At 41.4% G+C, this 18,705-nt stretch carries 19 protein-coding genes; 14 read left to right on the forward strand and 5 right to left on the reverse strand.

What is annotated here, in order from left to right; genetic code table 11:
- Window positions 1-97 precede the first annotated feature (97 nt).
- The gene (locus tag ACRRSQ_RS09495) at window positions 98-598 is read right to left on the reverse strand and encodes a zinc ribbon-containing protein (protein ID WP_440875496.1); all 501 of its coding nucleotides are present in this window, start codon (window positions 596-598) and stop codon (window positions 98-100) included.
- Window positions 599-844: 246 nt separating this feature from the next.
- Between ACRRSQ_RS09495 and leuS the strand changes: the two genes are divergently transcribed.
- From leuS to lipA, 14 genes are all read left to right on the forward strand, one after another.
- A complete protein-coding gene (leuS, locus tag ACRRSQ_RS09500; protein ID WP_440875497.1) occupies window positions 845-3,424 on the forward strand; it encodes a leucine--tRNA ligase in 2,580 nt (859 codons plus the stop codon).
- 33 nt (window positions 3,425-3,457) lie between these two features.
- Window positions 3,458-3,961, forward strand: a complete 504-nt coding sequence (locus ACRRSQ_RS09505; protein ID WP_440875498.1) for an LPS-assembly lipoprotein LptE — start codon at window positions 3,458-3,460, stop codon at window positions 3,959-3,961.
- A 14-nt stretch (window positions 3,962-3,975) separates the two neighbouring features.
- Entirely contained in the window at window positions 3,976-5,019 is a 1,044-nt protein-coding gene (gene holA / locus ACRRSQ_RS09510; protein WP_440875499.1) for a DNA polymerase III subunit delta, read from the forward strand.
- The gene (nadD, locus tag ACRRSQ_RS09515; protein ID WP_440875500.1) at window positions 5,006-5,653 is read left to right on the forward strand and encodes a nicotinate-nucleotide adenylyltransferase; all 648 of its coding nucleotides are present in this window, start codon (window positions 5,006-5,008) and stop codon (window positions 5,651-5,653) included. The genes holA and nadD overlap by 14 nt, the downstream gene beginning before the upstream one ends.
- Window positions 5,654-5,773: 120 nt before the next feature.
- On the forward strand, window positions 5,774-6,091 hold the full coding sequence (gene rsfS, locus ACRRSQ_RS09520; protein WP_440875787.1) for a ribosome silencing factor: 318 nt from the start codon (window positions 5,774-5,776) through the stop codon (window positions 6,089-6,091).
- A gap of 9 nt (window positions 6,092-6,100) precedes the next feature.
- Window positions 6,101-6,571, forward strand: coding sequence for a 23S rRNA (pseudouridine(1915)-N(3))-methyltransferase RlmH (gene rlmH, locus ACRRSQ_RS09525; RefSeq protein ID WP_440875501.1), 471 nt, complete (start codon window positions 6,101-6,103; stop codon window positions 6,569-6,571).
- A 15-nt stretch (window positions 6,572-6,586) separates the two neighbouring features.
- Window positions 6,587-8,560 (forward strand): penicillin-binding protein 2, encoded by a 1,974-nt coding sequence (gene mrdA / locus ACRRSQ_RS09530; RefSeq protein WP_440875502.1) that lies wholly within the window; start codon window positions 6,587-6,589, stop codon window positions 8,558-8,560.
- Window positions 8,560-9,675: a rod shape-determining protein RodA gene (gene rodA / locus ACRRSQ_RS09535; protein ID WP_440875503.1), complete on the forward strand. Its 1,116-nt coding sequence runs from the start codon at window positions 8,560-8,562 to the stop codon at window positions 9,673-9,675. The genes mrdA and rodA overlap by 1 nt, the downstream gene beginning before the upstream one ends.
- 39 nt (window positions 9,676-9,714) lie before the next feature.
- Entirely contained in the window at window positions 9,715-10,656 is a 942-nt protein-coding gene (locus ACRRSQ_RS09540) for a septal ring lytic transglycosylase RlpA family protein (protein ID WP_440875504.1), read from the forward strand.
- Between the two features lie 112 nt (window positions 10,657-10,768).
- Complete coding sequence (locus ACRRSQ_RS09545) at window positions 10,769-11,956, forward strand: serine hydrolase (RefSeq protein WP_440875505.1); 1,188 nt, start codon at window positions 10,769-10,771, stop codon at window positions 11,954-11,956.
- Window positions 11,957-11,971: 15 nt separating this feature from the next.
- Entirely contained in the window at window positions 11,972-12,829 is an 858-nt protein-coding gene (locus ACRRSQ_RS09550; RefSeq protein ID WP_440875506.1) for a D-amino acid aminotransferase, read from the forward strand.
- Window positions 12,830-12,851: 22 nt separating this feature from the next.
- Window positions 12,852-13,115 (forward strand): DUF493 family protein YbeD, encoded by a 264-nt coding sequence (gene ybeD / locus ACRRSQ_RS09555; RefSeq protein WP_440875507.1) that lies wholly within the window; start codon window positions 12,852-12,854, stop codon window positions 13,113-13,115.
- A 114-nt stretch (window positions 13,116-13,229) separates the two neighbouring features.
- Window positions 13,230-13,889 (forward strand): lipoyl(octanoyl) transferase LipB, encoded by a 660-nt coding sequence (gene lipB, locus ACRRSQ_RS09560; protein WP_440875508.1) that lies wholly within the window; start codon window positions 13,230-13,232, stop codon window positions 13,887-13,889.
- Complete coding sequence (lipA, locus tag ACRRSQ_RS09565; protein ID WP_440875509.1) at window positions 13,879-14,847, forward strand: lipoyl synthase; 969 nt, start codon at window positions 13,879-13,881, stop codon at window positions 14,845-14,847. The genes lipB and lipA overlap by 11 nt, the downstream gene beginning before the upstream one ends.
- A 222-nt stretch (window positions 14,848-15,069) precedes the next feature.
- On the opposite strand, the gene ACRRSQ_RS09570 is transcribed toward lipA, so the two are convergent.
- The 4 genes from ACRRSQ_RS09570 to ACRRSQ_RS09585 form a co-directional block, all read right to left on the reverse strand.
- Window positions 15,070-16,212, reverse strand: a complete 1,143-nt coding sequence (locus ACRRSQ_RS09570; RefSeq protein WP_440875510.1) for a hypothetical protein — start codon at window positions 16,210-16,212, stop codon at window positions 15,070-15,072.
- Complete coding sequence (locus tag ACRRSQ_RS09575; RefSeq protein ID WP_440875511.1) at window positions 16,212-17,468, reverse strand: saccharopine dehydrogenase family protein; 1,257 nt, start codon at window positions 17,466-17,468, stop codon at window positions 16,212-16,214. The genes ACRRSQ_RS09570 and ACRRSQ_RS09575 overlap by 1 nt, the downstream gene beginning before the upstream one ends.
- A gap of 171 nt (window positions 17,469-17,639) precedes the next feature.
- Window positions 17,640-18,203: a methyltransferase domain-containing protein gene (locus ACRRSQ_RS09580; RefSeq protein WP_440875512.1), complete on the reverse strand. Its 564-nt coding sequence runs from the start codon at window positions 18,201-18,203 to the stop codon at window positions 17,640-17,642.
- Window positions 18,204-18,207: 4 nt separating this feature from the next.
- Window positions 18,208-18,603: a hypothetical protein gene (locus ACRRSQ_RS09585; RefSeq protein WP_440875513.1), complete on the reverse strand. Its 396-nt coding sequence runs from the start codon at window positions 18,601-18,603 to the stop codon at window positions 18,208-18,210.
- Window positions 18,604-18,705: the final 102 nt, after the last annotated feature.

Raw genomic sequence — 18,705 nt, forward strand, 5'->3', positions numbered from 1 at the left:
CAAGTTAGTGCCACGATCAGAAAGCGTTTAAATTGGACAAAATTCATACCACAAAGTTCAACACGCTCTAGTTATTATCTAGGATAGCTAACGAGGTTTAGCTATCTGTGTAAGGTAGCCGCGTAAAGGCGGTGCCACCACAATGAATGCATTCACTAACGGTTGTTAAATGACTAATGGCAACCGATTGTTCGCACTGGTCACACTTTAAATCACCAAAACCAATAATATCACCACATTGGTAATGACCTTTATGAGCAAAATCTTCACTTAACTCGGCCCATTCAACCTGTGATTTATCGGTCATTTTTGCCAACAACTGCCAAAACGTTTCATTCAATACGCCTAAATATAAAGAATGCTCAGCTTGTTGTTGGTTAAGTTGATAAAACTGGTTCAGATCGTAGTTAAAGTTATCAATAAATTGCTTCACTTTTTCTTCGGGCAAGGCTTCGGCGGCTTTGGCGTATTGTTTCGTTTTTTCAACTAATTCAACAACAGAGGTTAGCTCATGCGCTTGCACATCACTTAGCCATTCACTTAATTTCCCGTATATATTTTCAATAGCATTTTTATGATGTTCGTTGTGTTTAACCATAGCTTTATTCCTTATTTACGATGAACTAAGCAGCTTTAATATCAGTATAGCAAAAGGTGTTAACCTCGCTCAGGCTAATTATTTGAATAAATGTCGCCAAAGCTTTGATTAAACTTGTCGATGCTTGCACAGATAAGGTATTCTATGCGGATATTTTTAATACGCTCACGGTTACACTGCTGTAATGTCGCATTAGTGTCAATTTATACCGTCGGCCCGTCAATTTAAGTGTTCGAGAAATCTTTAATGGAATCCACTTACAATCCGCAAGCTATAGAAGCACAAGTTCAAAAATTTTGGACTGATAACAACACCTTTCGCGCAGAAGAAAACCCTGAAAAAGAAAAATTCTACTGTTTAGCCATGTTCCCATACCCTAGTGGTCGACTGCATATGGGTCATGTTCGTAACTACAGTTTGGGTGATGTAATTTCTCGTTACCAACGTATGCAAGGCAAAAATGTCATGCAACCTATGGGTTGGGATGCGTTTGGTTTACCTGCTGAAAATGCGGCAATTAAAAACAACTCGGCACCTGCTAAGTGGACTTACCAAAACATTGACTACATGCGTGGTCAATTAGACTCGTTAGGATTTGGTTATGACTGGAGCCGCGAATTAGCCACTTGTAAAAAAGATTACTACCGCTGGGAACAGTGGTTCTTCACCGAGCTATACAAAAAAGGCTTAGTGTATAAGAAGAACGCAACCGTTAACTGGGATCCGGTTGATCAAACCGTATTAGCGAACGAGCAAGTCATTGACGGTCGCGGCTGGCGCTCTGGCGCCGTGGTTGAGCGCAAAGAAATTCCGCAGTGGTTTATTAAAATTACCGATTACGCTGAAGAGCTGATCAACGATTTAGACCAGTTAACTGAGTGGCCTGAGCAAGTAAAAACCATGCAGCGTAACTGGATTGGCCGCTCGGAAGGTGTTGAAATGACCTTCCAAGTTGCTGACTCTGATGAGAGTTTCGACATTTACACCACTCGCCCAGATACCTTAATGGGTGTAACTTATGTCGCACTTGCTGCGCAACATCCTTTAGCACTTGCTGCTGCGAAAAATAACCCAGCATTGGCTGACTTTATTGCCGAATGTAAAACCAATAAATCTACCGAAGCTGATATGGCGACGATGGAGAAAAAAGGTGTTGATACAGGCCTAAAAGCCATTCACCCAATTACGGGTGAAATTGTACCAGTATGGGCAGCTAACTTTGTACTAATGGATTACGGCTCAGGCGCGGTGATGTCAGTACCAGGGCATGACCAACGTGATTACGAATTTGCTAAAGCTTACGGCTTAGACATCAAACAAGTGATTACCGGCCAAGCAGAAGACGATATCAATGTTGCCGCGATTACTGAAAAAAACACCTTAATTAACTCAGGTGAATTTGACGGTTTAGACTTTGATGCTGCCTTTAAAGCCATTTCAACAAAGCTTGTTGATGAAGGTAAAGGCCAAGTTAAAGTGAACTATCGCCTACGTGACTGGGGCGTATCACGTCAACGTTACTGGGGCACGCCAATTCCAATGATGAATTTGGCCAATGGCGAGTCTGTGCCAGTACCTGCTGATCAATTACCGGTTGAATTGCCAGAAGACGTTATTATGAATGGCGTAACTTCACCGATAAAAGATGATCCAGCATGGGCCAAAACTACCTTTAATGGTGAAGACGCATTGCGTGAAACCGATACATTCGATACCTTCATGGAATCATCTTGGTATTACGCGCGTTACTGTTCACCAAGTGATGATACGCAAATGTTAGATCCGGCCAAAGCCAATTATTGGCTGCCAGTTGATCAATACATTGGCGGCATTGAACATGCTATTTTACATTTATTGTACGCGCGCTTTTTCCATAAATTATTGCGTGATGCTGGTATGGTAAATTGTGACGAACCCTTTAAAAAGCTACTGTGTCAAGGCATGGTATTAGCCGATACCTACTACCGTGAAGCTGATAACGGCGGCCAAGAGTGGATTTCACCAACCGACGTTGAAGTAGAACGTGACGAAAAAGGTGCAGTAACTTCAGCTAAAAGTAAATTAGACGGTCAGCCGGTATTATCGGCAGGCATGAGCAAAATGTCGAAGTCAAAAAATAACGGCATTGACCCACAAGAAGTTATTAATAAATACGGCGCAGATACCGTACGCTTATTTATCATGTTCACTTCACCGCCAGAGCAAACCTTAGAATGGTCTGACTCAGGTGTTGAAGGCGCGCATCGTTTCTTAAAACGTGTATGGAAACTAGTGCACGACTTTAAAGAAAGTGGTGAAGCTGGCAGCCTTGAAGGGTTAAGCTTATCAGGCAATCAAAAAGCGCTACGCCGCGTATTACACAAAGCCATTGGTAAAGTCAGCGACGATATTGGCCGTCGTAATACCTTTAATACCGCGATTGCCTCAATCATGGAATTAATGAACCATTTAGCCAAAGCGCCACTTGATACTGCAGAAGATAGAGCGGTAATGAAAGAAGCTGTTGAAGCGGTTATTTTAATGCTAGCGCCGATTGTGCCACATATGTGTCATCACTTATGGAGCGAATTAGGTAAAGCTGAAATCATTGAAGACGCGTTATGGCCAGTGGTTGATGAAAGTGCCTTAGTTGAAGATGAAAAGCTAATTATCGTGCAAGTTAACGGTAAGCTTCGCGCTAAAATCACCGTTGCTGCCGATATTTCAGCAAAAGATATTGAAGCCGTTGGTTTAGCCGATGACAACGTGAGTAAATTTGTTGACGGCAAAACCATACGTAAAGTGATTTACGTACCTGGTAAGCTATTAAACATTGTTGCCAACTAAGTAAAAGTAAGCAAAAAAGCGATTTAAGGTTTTATGAAACGAACTATTCGACATATCAAAGCAGTTACCAGCTTCTTGCTGGTAGCCTGCTTTATTACCGGCTGTGGTTTTCAATTACGGGGCGATTACTTACTCGCTCCTGAGCTACAAACCCTATATGTAAGCTCAGTTGATAAACATGGTGAATTAACGCGATTATTCAAGAAACATTTAAAAATGAATAACGTTGAAGTACTGCCAAGTTATCAAGTGGGTAAAGCCGAGTTACGTATCCTTAAAGACAGTTTAGACCGTCGAACCTTATCGGTATTTCCTAACGGGCAAGTGGCCGAATACGAGTTAATTTATACTGTGCGCTATCAAATACGTATGGAAGATAAAGAACCACAAAACTTTGTATTTGAACTTAACCGCGACTACCAAGACGATCCCGATGTTGCGCTAGCAAAATCTCGTGAATTAAACCTAATGTTAAGTGAAATGCGCTTAAACGCCGTTGATCGTATTTTACGTTCAATGGCCAGTGTGCAACTTTAACTCGCCGCTTAACGATGAAAATTTACCATAACCAACTTAACGCGACATTAAACCAAGGGTTTAAGCCAGTGTGGTTGGTTTTTGGTGATGAACCTTGGCAGAAAAATAATGCCTTAAGCGTTATTAAACAACATGCCCAGCAACAAGGTTTTAGCGAAACAATTCGTTTTAGCGCCGATGAAAAGTTTGACTGGTTGCAAGTGGTTGACGAATATCAAGCGATGAGCCTTTTTGCCAGCCAACGCATTATTGAAGTTGAATTGACCAATGTCAAAGTGAACGAAGCTGCCAGTAAGGTCTTATTGGAGTTAGCACAACAGTTTCATCAAGACGTACAGTTAATTATTCATGGCGGAAAACTCGACGCCAACCAACAAAAGAAAAAGTGGTTCAAAAGCTTTTCTCAAGCAGGCTGTTTTCTGCCCTTGTACGATATTGAAGGCAAACAACTGCAACAGTGGTTAACAACACAAGCTCGCCAATTAAGTGTTAATTTAAGCCCTGAATTGGTGCCACTACTGATTGATTTATTTGAAGGTAACCTGCCAGCTCTTGAGCAAGAGCTACAAAAACTTTCGCTTATCTTTGGTCATCAAGCCATTGGTATTGAAGACGCCGAACAAATTATCATCAAGCAAGCAAAGTTCAACCCATTTCAATTGGTAGACGCCTTGTTAAGTGGCGATTTAAAACGTTGTGTCACCATGTTAGATCAACTGCAACAAGAAGGTTGCGCCGCAGGGCAATTAGTCTGGGTACTTCATAAAGAAATTAATCAGTTGCACCATATGATTGAGAGCTTAAATCAAGGGGAATCGCTAAATAACCTCTACAAGCAATATCGCATTTGGGATAAACGCAAGCCACTATACCAACATGCGCTGAACAATATATCATTGGCTAATATCGAGCATGGCCAAGCACGCTTAGCGCAAGTTGACTTGATCAGTAAAACCAGTAGTGACTTTGATGTATTCTTACTGTTATCAGACGTATGCATAAGTTTGTATCACGGTAAAACCACGGCGCAATTTAGTTTAGATTATGAGTATGCCTAACGCCCGTATTGGTTTATATGGTGGCTCGTTTGATCCAATACATTGGGGCCATATTAACAGCGCCAAACACTTAGCAAATTGGTTAGCATTGGATAAGTTAACCCTTATTCCTAACCGCATTCCTCCGCACAAAAATGCCAGTAATATCGATGCAAGCCACCGACACAACATGGTCAAATTAGTGTGCCAGCAAGAATCGCTATTCACTGTTGACGATAGGGAGCTTGTTAAAACTAGCACGTCATATACCGTAGAAACGCTAGCCGAGCTAAAACAAGAGCAGCCACAAAGTACGCTGTTTTTTCTTATAGGAATGGACTCGTTACAAACTTTTACCACTTGGCACCGCTGGCAAGATATTTTGCAACTTGCTCATATTGTTGTCAGCACTCGTCCGGGTTATTGCCCTAAAAATAACAACCAAGAAGTGCAAACACTATTGGCGCAATATCAGGTAAATCAAGTTGCGGACACTAAGCACCGCTCTGCTGGTTGTATTTTATTGGCACCAGAAAAAAACTGGGATATTTCATCGACACAGTTAAGAGCTGCGGTCAATAACCAATCAAAATGCACAGATTTAGCGCCCAAATACATCCTTGATTATATTAATCGTTACAAACTTTACCGATAACAGGTAAACTATACAAAGTTCCGCTAAAATTAATACCGCGGCTTACGCGCAAATACGATAAAATTTGATATATTATTTGCTGATTTAAGTTTAAAAAGAGAAACAACCTTGCCCACCAAATTGACAGATGATGCATTAGTAGCATTTATAATTGAAAAAATTGAAGACATGAAAGGTCGCGATATTGAAACCCTCAATATTCAAGACAAAGCCAGTTTTGCCGACTACATGATCGTATGCTCTGGCAACTCAAACCGCCACGTAAAATCAATCGCTCAGTCTGTATCTGCAGAATGTCGTGCCAACGGTAACGAACCACTTGGCATGGAAGGTAACGATGTAGGTGAATGGTCTTTAGTCGACCTAGGTGATGTTATCGTTCATGTAATGACCGACAGTACACGCGACTTATACCAACTAGAGCAACTTTGGAGTTAATATTCGCGTATGCGTTTAACTTTATATGCGGTTGGCAACAAAATGCCTGCATGGGTCACTCAAGGCTTTAATGAATATTGCCGACGATTTCCTCGTGATCTGTCGTTTAATCTAGTTGAAATTACGCCAGGAAAACGCGGAAAAAATGCAGACATTGCCCGAATTCTTGAAAAAGAAGGCGAGCAAATGCTAGCGGCTATTCCTAAAGGTAGCCGCATTGTAACGCTTGAAGTTGAAGGCAAACCGTGGACAACACCGCAGTTAGCACAACAATTAGAGCGCTGGCAACACGACGGCAGAGATGTAGCCTTACTCGTTGGTGGCCCCGAAGGTTTAGCCCCAGCTTGTATTAAAGCGTCAGAACAAAAATGGTCGTTATCGGCACTCACCTTACCTCACCCGATGGTAAGAATTTTCCTCGCTGAAAGTCTTTATCGTGCTTGGAGCATAAACAACAACCACCCTTATCATCGTGAATAAGGTTGTTGGCGATTAATGAAAGCAAGAAAACGCGTTGCGATTCGAAATCATTCGGCAGAAGCAAATTTATTTGCTCGTCGAACGTTTATCGCTTTTATGGGGGTTGTGGTCTTACTGTTATTACTCTTTAGTAATATTTTTGATCTTGAAGTTACTTCTTTTGAGAAATACCAAACTCGTTCCAATAAAAACCGCATTAAGGTACTACCGGTTGAACCTAACCGCGGCCTTATTTTCGACCGAAACGGTGTACTGCTCGCTGAAAACAGACCAATTTATAGCTTAGAAATTATCGCTGAAGACGTCGACAATATCACTGAAACAGTCGCAGCGGTCAGTGAATTATTAGACATCAGCCAAGACAAACAAGACAAATTCCTCAAAAACTTAAAACAAAAAAGACGTTTTAAACCGGTCGAACTTCACCCTAGACTTAGCGACCAACAAGTTGCACTTTTTTCCGTCAATCAACATAAGTTTCCCGGCGTTTTTATTGATGCACGGCTAAAACGTTATTACCCTTTTGCGGATTTAACCACACATACTTTAGGTTATGTCGCGCGTATCAACCAACGCGACGCAATAAAACTTGAAGAACAAGGGCAAACGGAAAATTACGCCGCGACCCGAAACATTGGTAAACTGGGTTTAGAAAAATATTACGAAAGCCAACTACATGGCACCGTTGGTCACCAAGCTGTTGAAATAAATAACCAAGGGCGCGTTATTCGCACCTTAGATTATACGCCACCGGTATCAGGTAAAAACTTAACACTTACCTTAGATATTGAACTGCAAATGATCGCCAAGCGCGCACTGTCAACTAAGCGTGGCGCAATTGTCGCGCTTGACCCTAGAGATGGCAGTATTTTAGCCATGTACTCTAATCCGAGCTACGACGCTAATTTGTTTGTTCACGGCATTAGCACTAAAGACTATAAAAAAATCCTCAATAATCGCCAATTACCGCTGATTAACCGAACGTTGCAAGGTTATCCACCAGCATCAACCATTAAGCCATTTTTGGCTCTACTGGGTTTGGAAGAGAAAATTATTAATAAGCATACCAAGATCTGGGATCCAGGCTGGTATCAATTAGAGAATATCGAGCATAAGTACCGCGATTGGAAACGATGGGGTCACGGCTGGGTTGATTTAACGCACTCGATTGAACAGTCATGTAACGTTTACTATTACGACTTAGCCCACAAGTTAGGCATAGATCGTATTAGCACCATGATGGAAAAGTTTGGCTTTGGTGACTATACCGGTGTTGATTTACACGAAGAAAGCCGCGCCATTATGCCAAGTGCCCAATGGAAAAGAGCCCGTTATAATCAACCTTGGTATGGCGGCGAAACGTTATCCGTGGGTATTGGACAAAGTTTTTGGACCGTAACGCCATTACAACTTGCCCAAGCGGTATCGGTTTTAGTGAATAAAGGGCAAATAAAAGTACCACATTTATTAAAATCCGTCAGTCACCTTTCAGCGCAAGAAAATGGTGAAGCTAGCATTATGCTAACTGAAGATGTTAGTTACGATGAAAGACCGCCTATTGTCATTAAAGACAATAAAAACTGGGATCTGGTACTCGATGCAATGCACAATACCGTGCAAAAACTTGGCGCAACAGGTTATAACGCCTTTGTTGGCGCTCAATACGACGCAGCTGGAAAAACAGGTTCAGCACAAGTGGCTAGCATCAAACAAGATGAAAAGTACGACGCACAATCACGAGCAGAAAAGCAACGAGACAATGCGATGTTTATTGCATTTGCCCCTTATGAAAAACCTGAAATAGTGGTCGCTGTTGCCATTGAAAACGTTGCCCAAGGTGGCGGTGCAACCAATGCGGCGCCTGTTGCTCGTCAAATGATGGACCAATATTTTGGTAAACGCGTTATTGTCAGCACCGACAGTAGTCGACACCCTCACCATAGCAAGCAATACCGAGTTAAACCGGTGAAAAAATCAGGAAAAAGATAGTGAGAACAGCAGGACAAGATCAACAAAAACAACGCAGTATATGGCAGCGTCTGCATATTGATGCTTGGCTGTTATTGGGCATTTTGTCACTGATGATCTTAGGCTTGTTTGTTGTTTACAGCGCAGGCGGGCAAGAGCTTCCTATTATTTACCGTCAAGGTGTTCGCTTAGGCATATCACTGCTCGTTATGTTTATTGTCGCGCAAATATCACCAATGGTGTACCAAAAGTGGGCGGTTCCGGTATTCATAGTCGGTTTACTCATGTTGGTCGCGGTACTGGCTTTTGGTCATGTTGGCAAAGGCGCGCAGCGCTGGTTAGATTTAGGCTTTATGATGTTTCAACCGTCAGAGGTGATGAAGCTTGTTGTACCGATTATGATCGCATGGTACATCAGTAGAGAACGACTACCGGCAAAATTAAAAGACATCGTCATCGCCTTTATTTTGGTCTTAATCCCAACCCTATTAATTGCAAAGCAGCCGGATTTAGGTACTTCACTACTAATTGCCAGCTCTGGCATTTTTGTTATTTTTCTTGCCGGCGCTAGCTGGAAATTAATCGGCACCTGTGTCGGTTTAGCCTCAGCATTTGCCCCAATATTATGGATGTTTTTGATGAAAGATTATCAAAAGCAGCGGGTGCTTACTTTTTTAAACCCTGAACAAGACCCTCTTGGCGCAGGCTATCACATTATTCAATCAAAAATTGCTATTGGCTCAGGCGGCATTGAAGGCAAAGGCTGGTTGCAAGGGACACAATCACAATTAGAATTTTTGCCCGAGCGCCATACCGACTTTATTTTTGCAGTATTTAGTGAAGAGTTTGGCTTGATTGGCGTGGCTATTTTATTATCAGTTTATTTAGCTATTGTCATGCGCGGTTTATGGATTGCCGTTAACGCTCAGCAAGCCTTTACTAAGCTACTTGCTGGTAGTATTACCTTAACCTTTTTTGTTTATGTGTTCGTAAATATCGGCATGGTTTCGGGCTTATTACCAGTAGTTGGCGTGCCATTGCCACTGGTGAGTTATGGCGGCACGTCGATGGTGACATTAATGGCGGGATTTGGCATTCTAATGGCTATTAGTACCCATCGTCGATTTATTGCCTAAATCACGGATAAAAATAATTAAATAAAAATAGGTCTGTTTGTGAAACTCGTCTTAATTTCTTTGTTTACGGTAATAACACTTAGCGCCTGCACAGTAAATAAAGGCCGTTATCAACAAAAACATGATAGCACCCCGGTCCGAACGCCAACCTCAGCCGAATTGCATGACGCGATCCCTCGTGTTGAAAAACCAAGTCGTGGCGGCAATAAAAACTACACCGTTTTTGGCAAACATTATCAGGTAATTAAAAGTGCTGAAAATTTTGAACAAACAGGAATTGCTTCTTGGTATGGCAGTAAATTTCATGGCCACCTAACCTCTAACGGCGAAATTTATGACATGTATGCGATGAGCGCAGCACATAAAAACTTGCCTCTGCCAACCTATTTAAAAGTCACCAATTTAGCAAACAATAAATCGACCATAGTGCGTGTTAATGACCGTGGTCCTTTTCACCAAGACAGAATTATCGACTTATCTTACAGCGCAGCATATAAACTAGGCATGTTAAAAACTGGCACCGCTAAAGTACATATTGAAACCATTACCCAAGCTCCCAAATCTAATTCACCAAAAGCTAAGCCGCCAATAGCTCAAACGCCACAAGTTCAAGAAAAACTGCCGTCAGGACCAGAACCAATCATTAACGCAAATAAAAAGCTTGAATCAGCAGTAAATGCTGGTTCTCCCCCAGTAAAAGCGGGTCAATTACCAGCGAATAACTTACCACTGAACAACTTACCAGCGAATAAGAAGCCCTATTACATTCAAGTTTTTGCCACGAAAAACCTTGCCAGTGCCAAGGCGACTTCAGAAAAATTAAGTGGTCATTTAGCTCACCAATTAACTTATCCATATAGCAATGGAATTTTTCGCGTCTTTGTTGGTCCAATAGTGCAATTAAGTGAACAACAAGCCTTACTTGAGCAATTAAAAAAGTTAGGTTACCCGAATGCTTATGTAAAAGAGAAAATAAATTAAATTTTGCAACAATTTATCGTTTGTAGCGCGTAGTAAACTTAGCTAGAAGTGATATACTATCGCGAATTTCGACCCTTATTTTTAACCTAATTTAGACTTTCAAAGGATCACTATGCCTCACTACCTGGCGAACAAATTAGCGATAACGCGCACTAAACTTTCAACCCTTTTCGGTGCTCTTGCTTTTAGCGTTGTTACTATCACTCATGCAGCCAATATTATCCCTGCTGCTCCAGAAATTAATGCCAAAGGCTACATCTTATTAGACCATGCCACTGGCAAAGTGATTGCAGAAGGCAATGCTGACAGCCAGTTAGCGCCAGCATCTTTAACTAAGATGATGACCAGCTACATTATCGGTAAAGAAATTGAAGCCGGAAATATTAGCAACGACGACCAAGTTAAAATTAGTGAAAATGCGTGGGCAAAAAACTTTCCTGATTCATCTAAAATGTTTATTGAAGTAGGCACTGAAGTGAGTGTTGACCTACTTAACCAAGGTATTATTGTCGCATCAGGTAATGACGCTTGTGTCGCTATGGCAGAGCATATTGCCGGTAGCGAAGGCGCTTTTGCCGATTTAATGAACGCCCACGCCGAGCAATTAGGCATGAGCAGCAGTTACTTTGAAAACAGCCATGGCTTAGACAGTTCAGAGCACGTAACCACGCCACGCGATATGGCCACACTTGCTAGCGCCTTGATTCGTGATGTGCCGAGTGAATTTGCGTTGTACAAGCAAAAATCGTTTACCTACAACAACATCAAACAATTTAACCGTAACAGTCTGTTATGGGACAAAAGCATGAACGTTGACGGTTTAAAAACCGGTCATACCTCAAACGCTGGTTATAGCTTAGTTACAACTGCCACCAAAAATAACATGCGCTTAATTACCGTTGTTATGGGAACCGAGAGCGAACGTGCACGTAAAGTAGAAAGTAAAAAATTACTGAATTACGGCTTTAGATTTTTTGAAAGCTATACCCCGTACAAAGCTGGTGACAAATTTGTCAGCAACCGCATTTGGATGGGCGATAAAAAAGAAATCGATTTAGGCATTATGGTGGATACGCCGATCACTATTCCTCGTGGTCAACGTAAAAACTTACAAGCGAACTTTGAATTAGACAAACGCTTAGAAGCGCCTATTGCTAAAGGCACTGTTGTTGGTAAGCTTTTCCTTCAACTTGACGGCGAAGATATTGCGCAATACCCGTTAGTAACTTTACAAGAAGTTAATGAAGGTGGCATGGTTGACCGTTTAATTGACTATGTAAAATTACAATTTGTTGAGTAATTACCATTTAAAACAATGACAGATATTGTTTATTTAAACGGCGACTATCTTGAAAAGTCATCCGCAAAAATCTCGGTCTTAGACCGAGGTTTTTTGTTTGGCGACGGCATTTATGAAGTGTTCCCCGTTTATCAGTCAACGCCTTTTCGACTTCAAGAGCATCTTGAGCGTTTGACCTTTTGCGCTAAAGAAATTGAGCTTGACCTGCCCTACACCTTCAGTCAGTGGCAAGAAATTATTAACCAAGTCATTGGCAAAAATGGCGGCGGTAACCTATCAATTTATTTGCAATTAACCCGCGGTATCCAGCCACAAAGGCAGCACGACTTTCCAGAAAATACCCCCGCAACAGTATTGGTTATGGCAAATCCATTAACCACCACCATTGCACAGTTAAGCCCAATAAAAACCACCTTATTAGACGATATTCGTTGGCAAAACTGTCATATAAAATCGATTTCGTTACTTGGCAATATCTTGCTGCACCAACAAGCCATTGCGCTCGGTTATCAAGAAGCGATATTACACCGTGATGGCGTTGTCACCGAAGGCACGACCACTAACGTATTTATCGTTAACGATGGACAAATTTATACCCCAGAAAAAAATCATCACATATTGGGTGGCATTACACGCGATGTTATTATTGAACTCGCCGAGCAACAAGCGCTCACTATTTGCCAACAGCAGCTTAAAGTTGATGATGTATATCAAGCCGATGAAGTTTGGTTAGTAAGTTCTTCGCGGGAAATTAGCCCTGTCACCCAGATTAATGATAAAATAATCGCTAATGGCGAAATAGGCCCAATAGCAAAGCAAATGCACAAGGCATTTCAAACATTTAAACAAACGTTAATGGCTACCAGCGATTAACTCGCATAAGTATGAGAGTAAAATGAAAACCAAGTTTGATGAATTATTAGAGTTCCCTACCGTTTTAAACTTTAAAGTAATGGGCATTGCCTGTGACGAATTACCCGATTTAATTATTGCTGAATTGCAAAAACATACCCCGGGCGACTACTCTCCAAAAATCAAACCTAGCTCTAAAGGTAACTATCACTCGGTTTCGATTGCCGTTACCGTTACCAGTAAAGAGCACATTGAGTTAATTTATAAAACCTTAACAGCGATTGAAGAAGTGCGTTACGTACTTTAATCAAGACCAAGTAAAATTTAAAAGTAAAAAGTTAAAATAACCTTACTGTTACTCGGGTGTATATAGTCGGGGCTTCCCCTATAATAACGCCGCAAAAATTAACGAGATGACCCCTTGCAAAATACTTTGATCATTCGACAGCTTGCCAATATGGACTACACCAAAGTCTGGCAAGCAATGCAGCACTTCACCGATAACCGTGATGAAGCAACCGCAGACGAATTATGGTTAGTTGAACACCCTGCGGTGTTTACTCAAGGTCAAGCAGGAAAAGAAGAGCATTTATTAATGCCTGGCGATATTCCTGTTGTAAAAGTTGACCGTGGCGGCCAAGTCACTTACCACGGCCCAGGTCAGCAGGTGATTTATTTTATGATTAACTTACGCCGCAGAAAAATGGGCGTACGCGAATTAGTCACCCTAATTGAAAATGGCATTATCGCATCTTTAGCTGAATTTGGTATTGAAGCGCGCGCAAGAAAAGACGCACCGGGCGTATATGTTGGCGACAAAAAAGTGGCATCGCTTGGTCTGCGCGTACGCAAAGGCTGCTCATTTCATGGTTTAGCATTGAATGTCAACATGGACTTATCTCCATTTTTACGCATTAACCCTTGCGGTTATGCTGGCTTAGAAATGGTACAAACGGCTGATATTAGTGAGTTAAACTCTGTTGAACTTGCTGGCGATACCTTAGTAAAACATTTAGCCGAATTACTGAATACACAACACCTTAGTTACTCTACTGGACTGGATACATCTCATGACTACTAAAAAATCACGCATTGCCCCAGGTACAAAACTGCGTGACGCTGACAAATTAGCGCATATCCCAATTCAAGTTGTTAGCTCAACCAAAGAAACTATGTTACGAAAGCCAGATTGGTTGCGTATCAAATTACCGCGCACTTCTGAGCGTATTGACGGTATTAAGTCAGCCTTGAGAAAGCACGATCTGCATTCAGTTTGTGAAGAAGCCTCGTGCCCTAACCTTGCCGAGTGTTTTAACCACGGCACCGCGACTTTTATGATCTTAGGTGACATTTGTACCCGTCGTTGTCCATTTTGTGATGTGGGTCATGGTCGTCCATTAGCGCCAAAAGAAGATGAACCTGAAAAGTTGGCCTTAACTCTTAAAGATATGGCGTTAAAATACGTCGTTATCACCTCAGTTGATCGCGACGACTTACGTGACGGCGGCGCACAACAATTTGCTAATTGTATTAGTGAAATTGCCAAGCACGCACCAAACACTAAAGTTGAAGTGCTAGTGCCAGACTTTCGTGGCCGTATGGACCGCGCCTTAGAAATTTTAAATCAAAATCCACCTGACGTATTTAACCATAACTTAGAAACTGCGCCGCGCTTATATACTAAAGCACGTCCGGGCGCTAACTATCAGTGGTCGTTAGATTTGTTGAAAAAATTTGGTGAAGCAAACCCAACAGTACCAACAAAATCTGGCTTAATGGTTGGCTTAGGCGAAACCAATGAAGAAATTTTGCAAGTAATGCGCGACTTACGTGACCATGGCGTTTCTATGTTAACCATAGGTCAGTATTTACAACCAAGTAAAGATCACCTGCCGGTTGAGCGCTACGTACATCCTGATGAGTTTGACATGTTTAAACGTGAAGCAGACAAAATGGGCTTTGCTCATGCAGCTTGTGGTCCGTTAGTGCGTTCAAGTTACCATGCGGATAAACAAGCCGCTGGTGAAGAAGTAAAGTAATACCAATCTGATTAATAACATGATCAAACTGGTATCAGTTATTTATCGAAAGTTATTGTTGATAACAGCACAATGAAACAACTAAGCAATAAAAAACGGGAGCACAATTTGTGCTCCCGTTTTATTACTTAGTGGGTTTATTGGTCATTATGACTATCTTTGACACTTGCTAAGCAAGTGCTAACCTTTAACTCCTAACGTATCACAGCTAGCGAATCACACCTAACGTATCACCGAAGTTAAATAGCGCTGATAATCGTCAACTCTATGGTGTTTCACGTTACCTTGAGTATCTAATACAACAAAATCAGGCTGATTAACACCGTTAAAATGATGACATTGAACTTGCGTATATGGAGTTTGATCTAAAAAAGTGATGCAATCATCTAAAGCAAGTGGTTGATCAAAACTATAGCGACCAATCACATCGCCGGTTAAACAGGTATTACCGCCTAGCATATAACAATGTTTTTTTTCATCGCCAAAATTACCTTCTGAAATCATCACGTTATAGTCAGGACTTTCCATAACATCAGGCATATGATTTTTAGCGCTGACATTTAAAATAGCAATAGGTATTTCATTAGTAACAAGTGAAAGTACCCGTGCTTTTAATACGCCAACGTTGGCAAAAACATGCTCACTTGGTTCAATATACACCGTTAAGTTAAACTTTTGCTGTAAATCACAAACCACTTCGGCAAGTGTCTGGTAATCATAATCAGGGCGACACACCATATGTCCGCCGCCCATATTAATACGCTCTACTTGCTCTAACAGGGTTGGAAATTTCACCGTTAATGCATTAACACAGCTTTTTAAATCTCCAGCGCCTTGTGAACACAGTGCGTGAAAATGCACACCTGTTACGCCATAACGTTCAATATCTTCCGGTTTAAATTCAGCCACCGTGATGCCAAAGCGAGAATAAGGCTTGTTAGGGTTGTAGCCGGCAAACACTTGCGTTTCCATATCATGGTGCTCAAGATTCAAACGAATATCAATTTTCACCTGTTTTGGCACCCGATGAGCAAAGCGCGCTAAATCTTGATGAGAATTAAACACCACGTGGCTGCTGTATCGCATTAGCTCGTCAAAGGTGTCTTCATCATAAGCTGGACAATAGGTGTGAATTTCCCCTTGGTAATGTTCAAATGAAGAGCGAGCTTCGTTTAACGAAGACGCGGCAACACCGTCTAAATATTGATTAACCAAATCAGCAGAATGCAAAGGGTTATATCCCTTTAAGGCAAGCAAAATATTAAGGTTACAGCTTTCCTTGAACTTTTTTAACGCCGCAAGATTTTTTTCAAACTGACCTTCATCAAAAATGTGCGTTGGTCTGCGTGGGGCTGACAACTCCATTAAAGGCTTACCTTCTCACCCGAACCATTGTATGAATCAACTTGTAAGCCATACTTGTCGGCTAAGTCGTTAAATAGCTCGCTTGATAAGTTTGGTAGGTTTTCAGGCACAAAGACGCCGTTGCCATTATATTGCATTAGCGCGTCTAAAAATAAACACGCAGGCACGCCGGTTGACCAAGCAACCGCGCCAGTTTTAGTATCAGCCCAACACTCTTCATGCTTCATGTGCCAAACACTCACTAAATCCATGTCAGATGAACCAACACCTGCTGATTCAACGCGCATACCAGCTGGCCCTGTAACTAAAGGGGCAACTTCACGAGGATGAGGCATTAACGACGCTAAGAATCGAATAGGAATAATTTTTCCACCTTGGCCATCAGAAACTTCCTCAACCCCTAACAAACCAAGATCGCGGAATAAGGTAAAGTATTTAATATAGTCTTCACCAAAACTCATGTAGTTATAGATATTGCTGATATGCGGGAACACCATGTTAATGGTTTCTTGTTCTTCGTGATAAATGGTATTAAAACCAACCGGTTGAACATCACCAATATTTAACGGGTCGGTAATATGTAAACGCTCAGAAAATGCAGGTGCTTCAGTCCATTGACCATTTTTCAAAAATTTAGCCGGGTTATCTAACTCTTTTAAATTATCTTCTGCGGCGAAGTTGGTTGCCCATGGATATTTGTTTTGAGAGCCGCCGTTGTAGTCAAATATTTTCACACTTTCACATTGGCGTTTGTTATCGTGTAGTCGCGTTAACAAGTTTGTGATCCCCGGTGAGCCACCACCACCAAGTAGCGCTTTTAAACCGCGCTTTTCAAATTCTGGTGCCAGCGCTAACTGTTGTTGGTAACTAAAACCTTTAGTATCAAGCGCTTCGTAACAAGCAGTGTCAAAGTAATGACAATGCGTTTCAATCGCCAATGTCATTAGTTTCATATCTAAATAAGGCGAACCTAAGTTAAAAATAACTTGCGGTTGTTCGCCTGCCGTTGCGCGAATTAACTGTTCTAACTGCTCAATATTGTTAAAGATATCAACTTGATGATAACTAATATTGGCTATCGCTAAATCTTGAGCGACATTATCACGCAATAAATCTAAACCACCTGAGCGATTAGCGGCAACTATGGCAATCGTTTGATTTGGGTAGAGCTGTACTAATTTATACAGCGCGGCTTTGGCCACTTCACCTGTTCCTATAAGATAAAGTGTATTGGATGTTAATTGATGCTCGAACATAACGTAAAAACCTTCAAAAATAAGGTGATTGAAACACCTATAATTAATGCTAAGTTTAGAACTAGCTAAAAAAGCGCTAGTATAATTATTTTTACCTATAGCAACAATTATTTATTTATCAACTTTTCGCTCGTATTTTTAAGCTCAATTACGCCTTACATTCCGCCCTATTTATTGAATCGGTTTAACCGCAATAATTTGCGCAATCGCTTGTGAATTGCCCCCGGTTTCAGAAATTGTAGTACCTTCAAAATAATGCTGAATTTGCCAATCGGCAAACAGTTGACGCAGTTCATCTTTTTTTAATAAAAAATGAGGATTGGTTGGTCGACCATATTGGGGGTGTTGCTCGGTAAATGTTTCATAAACCAAGGTACCGCCAGGGATAATCGCTTGTTTAATTTGTTGAAATAACGCGCGGTGTAAATACCGAAAAACGATAATGGCGCTATAGCGTTGCTGAGCAAGTTCAGTAAAGTCAGCCTGCTCAAAATCGACCAACCAAAAACTTGCGTTTAATTGCTCGGCCGGCGTTAAGCTCGCTTTAATCGCCTGTATCGCATCGTTATTTCTATCGGCAAATTGACAAGCAAAACCTTGCGACAACATATATTGACCGTTGCGCCCCATACCACAGGCTAAATCCAACACAGGTGTATCTATAGCATTTAGTGGTTTGATCAACAGGCTAAGCTGCGCAATATTTTCTGACAATAATTTCGATGGTGTTGACACGTTTTTATCCTTTTATATCGGTAACCGACTTAATCTTTTTAAAGTGAACAAATGAAAAATAACGCACCGAACTTGGCGCATGCGAAATTACACCAGACAATAAAATAATGCACACCATTAACTGCCACGCAACTATCGGCCAGATATAAACACAGATAAATAGTGCTAGCTTAATATACATCACCAGCGCCCTAACTTGCACAAACCACACTAAGTTCGACAAGGCTTCAAGCATTAATAGCCCAACACCAGAGGCGATAGCAATAAACCAATATATGCTTAAATCAGTTACCGAAAATAAAGAGGCAAATACCCCAGCAATGCCAACAAGGTGTAGACTTCTTAAGGTGATCTTCAGCCAACGCTTTCCGGTAAAGTTAGCAATTAATGCGGTTTTCATAATAGAGCTTCAAAAAGGGGAAAAGCTGATGATAGTGAACTGACGGATCACAGTCAAAAAAAAGCACCACGATATTGTGATGCTTTTTTGATTACGGCATTT

It is taken from the genome of Thalassotalea sp. PLHSN55 (assembly GCF_052030545.1).
In the GTDB taxonomy this organism is placed as follows: domain Bacteria; phylum Pseudomonadota; class Gammaproteobacteria; order Enterobacterales; family Alteromonadaceae; genus CANMXU01.

Excerpts from the sequence above, each read along its gene's own strand:
- ACRRSQ_RS09495 (WP_440875496.1), bottom strand. The coding sequence starts at position 598 with ATGGTTAAACACAACGAACATCATAAAAATGCTATTGAAAATATATAC.
- leuS (WP_440875497.1), top strand. The coding sequence starts at position 845 with ATGGAATCCACTTACAATCCGCAAGCTATAGAAGCACAAGTTCAAAAA.
- ACRRSQ_RS09505 (WP_440875498.1), top strand. The coding sequence starts at position 3,458 with ATGAAACGAACTATTCGACATATCAAAGCAGTTACCAGCTTCTTGCTG.
- holA (WP_440875499.1), top strand. The coding sequence starts at position 3,976 with ATGAAAATTTACCATAACCAACTTAACGCGACATTAAACCAAGGGTTT.
- nadD (WP_440875500.1), top strand. The coding sequence starts at position 5,006 with ATGAGTATGCCTAACGCCCGTATTGGTTTATATGGTGGCTCGTTTGAT.
- rlmH (WP_440875501.1), top strand. The coding sequence starts at position 6,101 with ATGCGTTTAACTTTATATGCGGTTGGCAACAAAATGCCTGCATGGGTC.
- mrdA (WP_440875502.1), top strand. The coding sequence starts at position 6,587 with ATGAAAGCAAGAAAACGCGTTGCGATTCGAAATCATTCGGCAGAAGCA.
- ACRRSQ_RS09545 (WP_440875505.1), top strand. The coding sequence starts at position 10,769 with ATGCCTCACTACCTGGCGAACAAATTAGCGATAACGCGCACTAAACTT.
- ACRRSQ_RS09550 (WP_440875506.1), top strand. The coding sequence starts at position 11,972 with ATGACAGATATTGTTTATTTAAACGGCGACTATCTTGAAAAGTCATCC.
- ybeD (WP_440875507.1), top strand. The coding sequence starts at position 12,852 with ATGAAAACCAAGTTTGATGAATTATTAGAGTTCCCTACCGTTTTAAAC.
- lipA (WP_440875509.1), top strand. The coding sequence starts at position 13,879 with ATGACTACTAAAAAATCACGCATTGCCCCAGGTACAAAACTGCGTGAC.
- ACRRSQ_RS09570 (WP_440875510.1), bottom strand. The coding sequence starts at position 16,212 with ATGGAGTTGTCAGCCCCACGCAGACCAACGCACATTTTTGATGAAGGT.
- ACRRSQ_RS09575 (WP_440875511.1), bottom strand. The coding sequence starts at position 17,468 with ATGTTCGAGCATCAATTAACATCCAATACACTTTATCTTATAGGAACA.
- ACRRSQ_RS09585 (WP_440875513.1), bottom strand. The coding sequence starts at position 18,603 with ATGAAAACCGCATTAATTGCTAACTTTACCGGAAAGCGTTGGCTGAAG.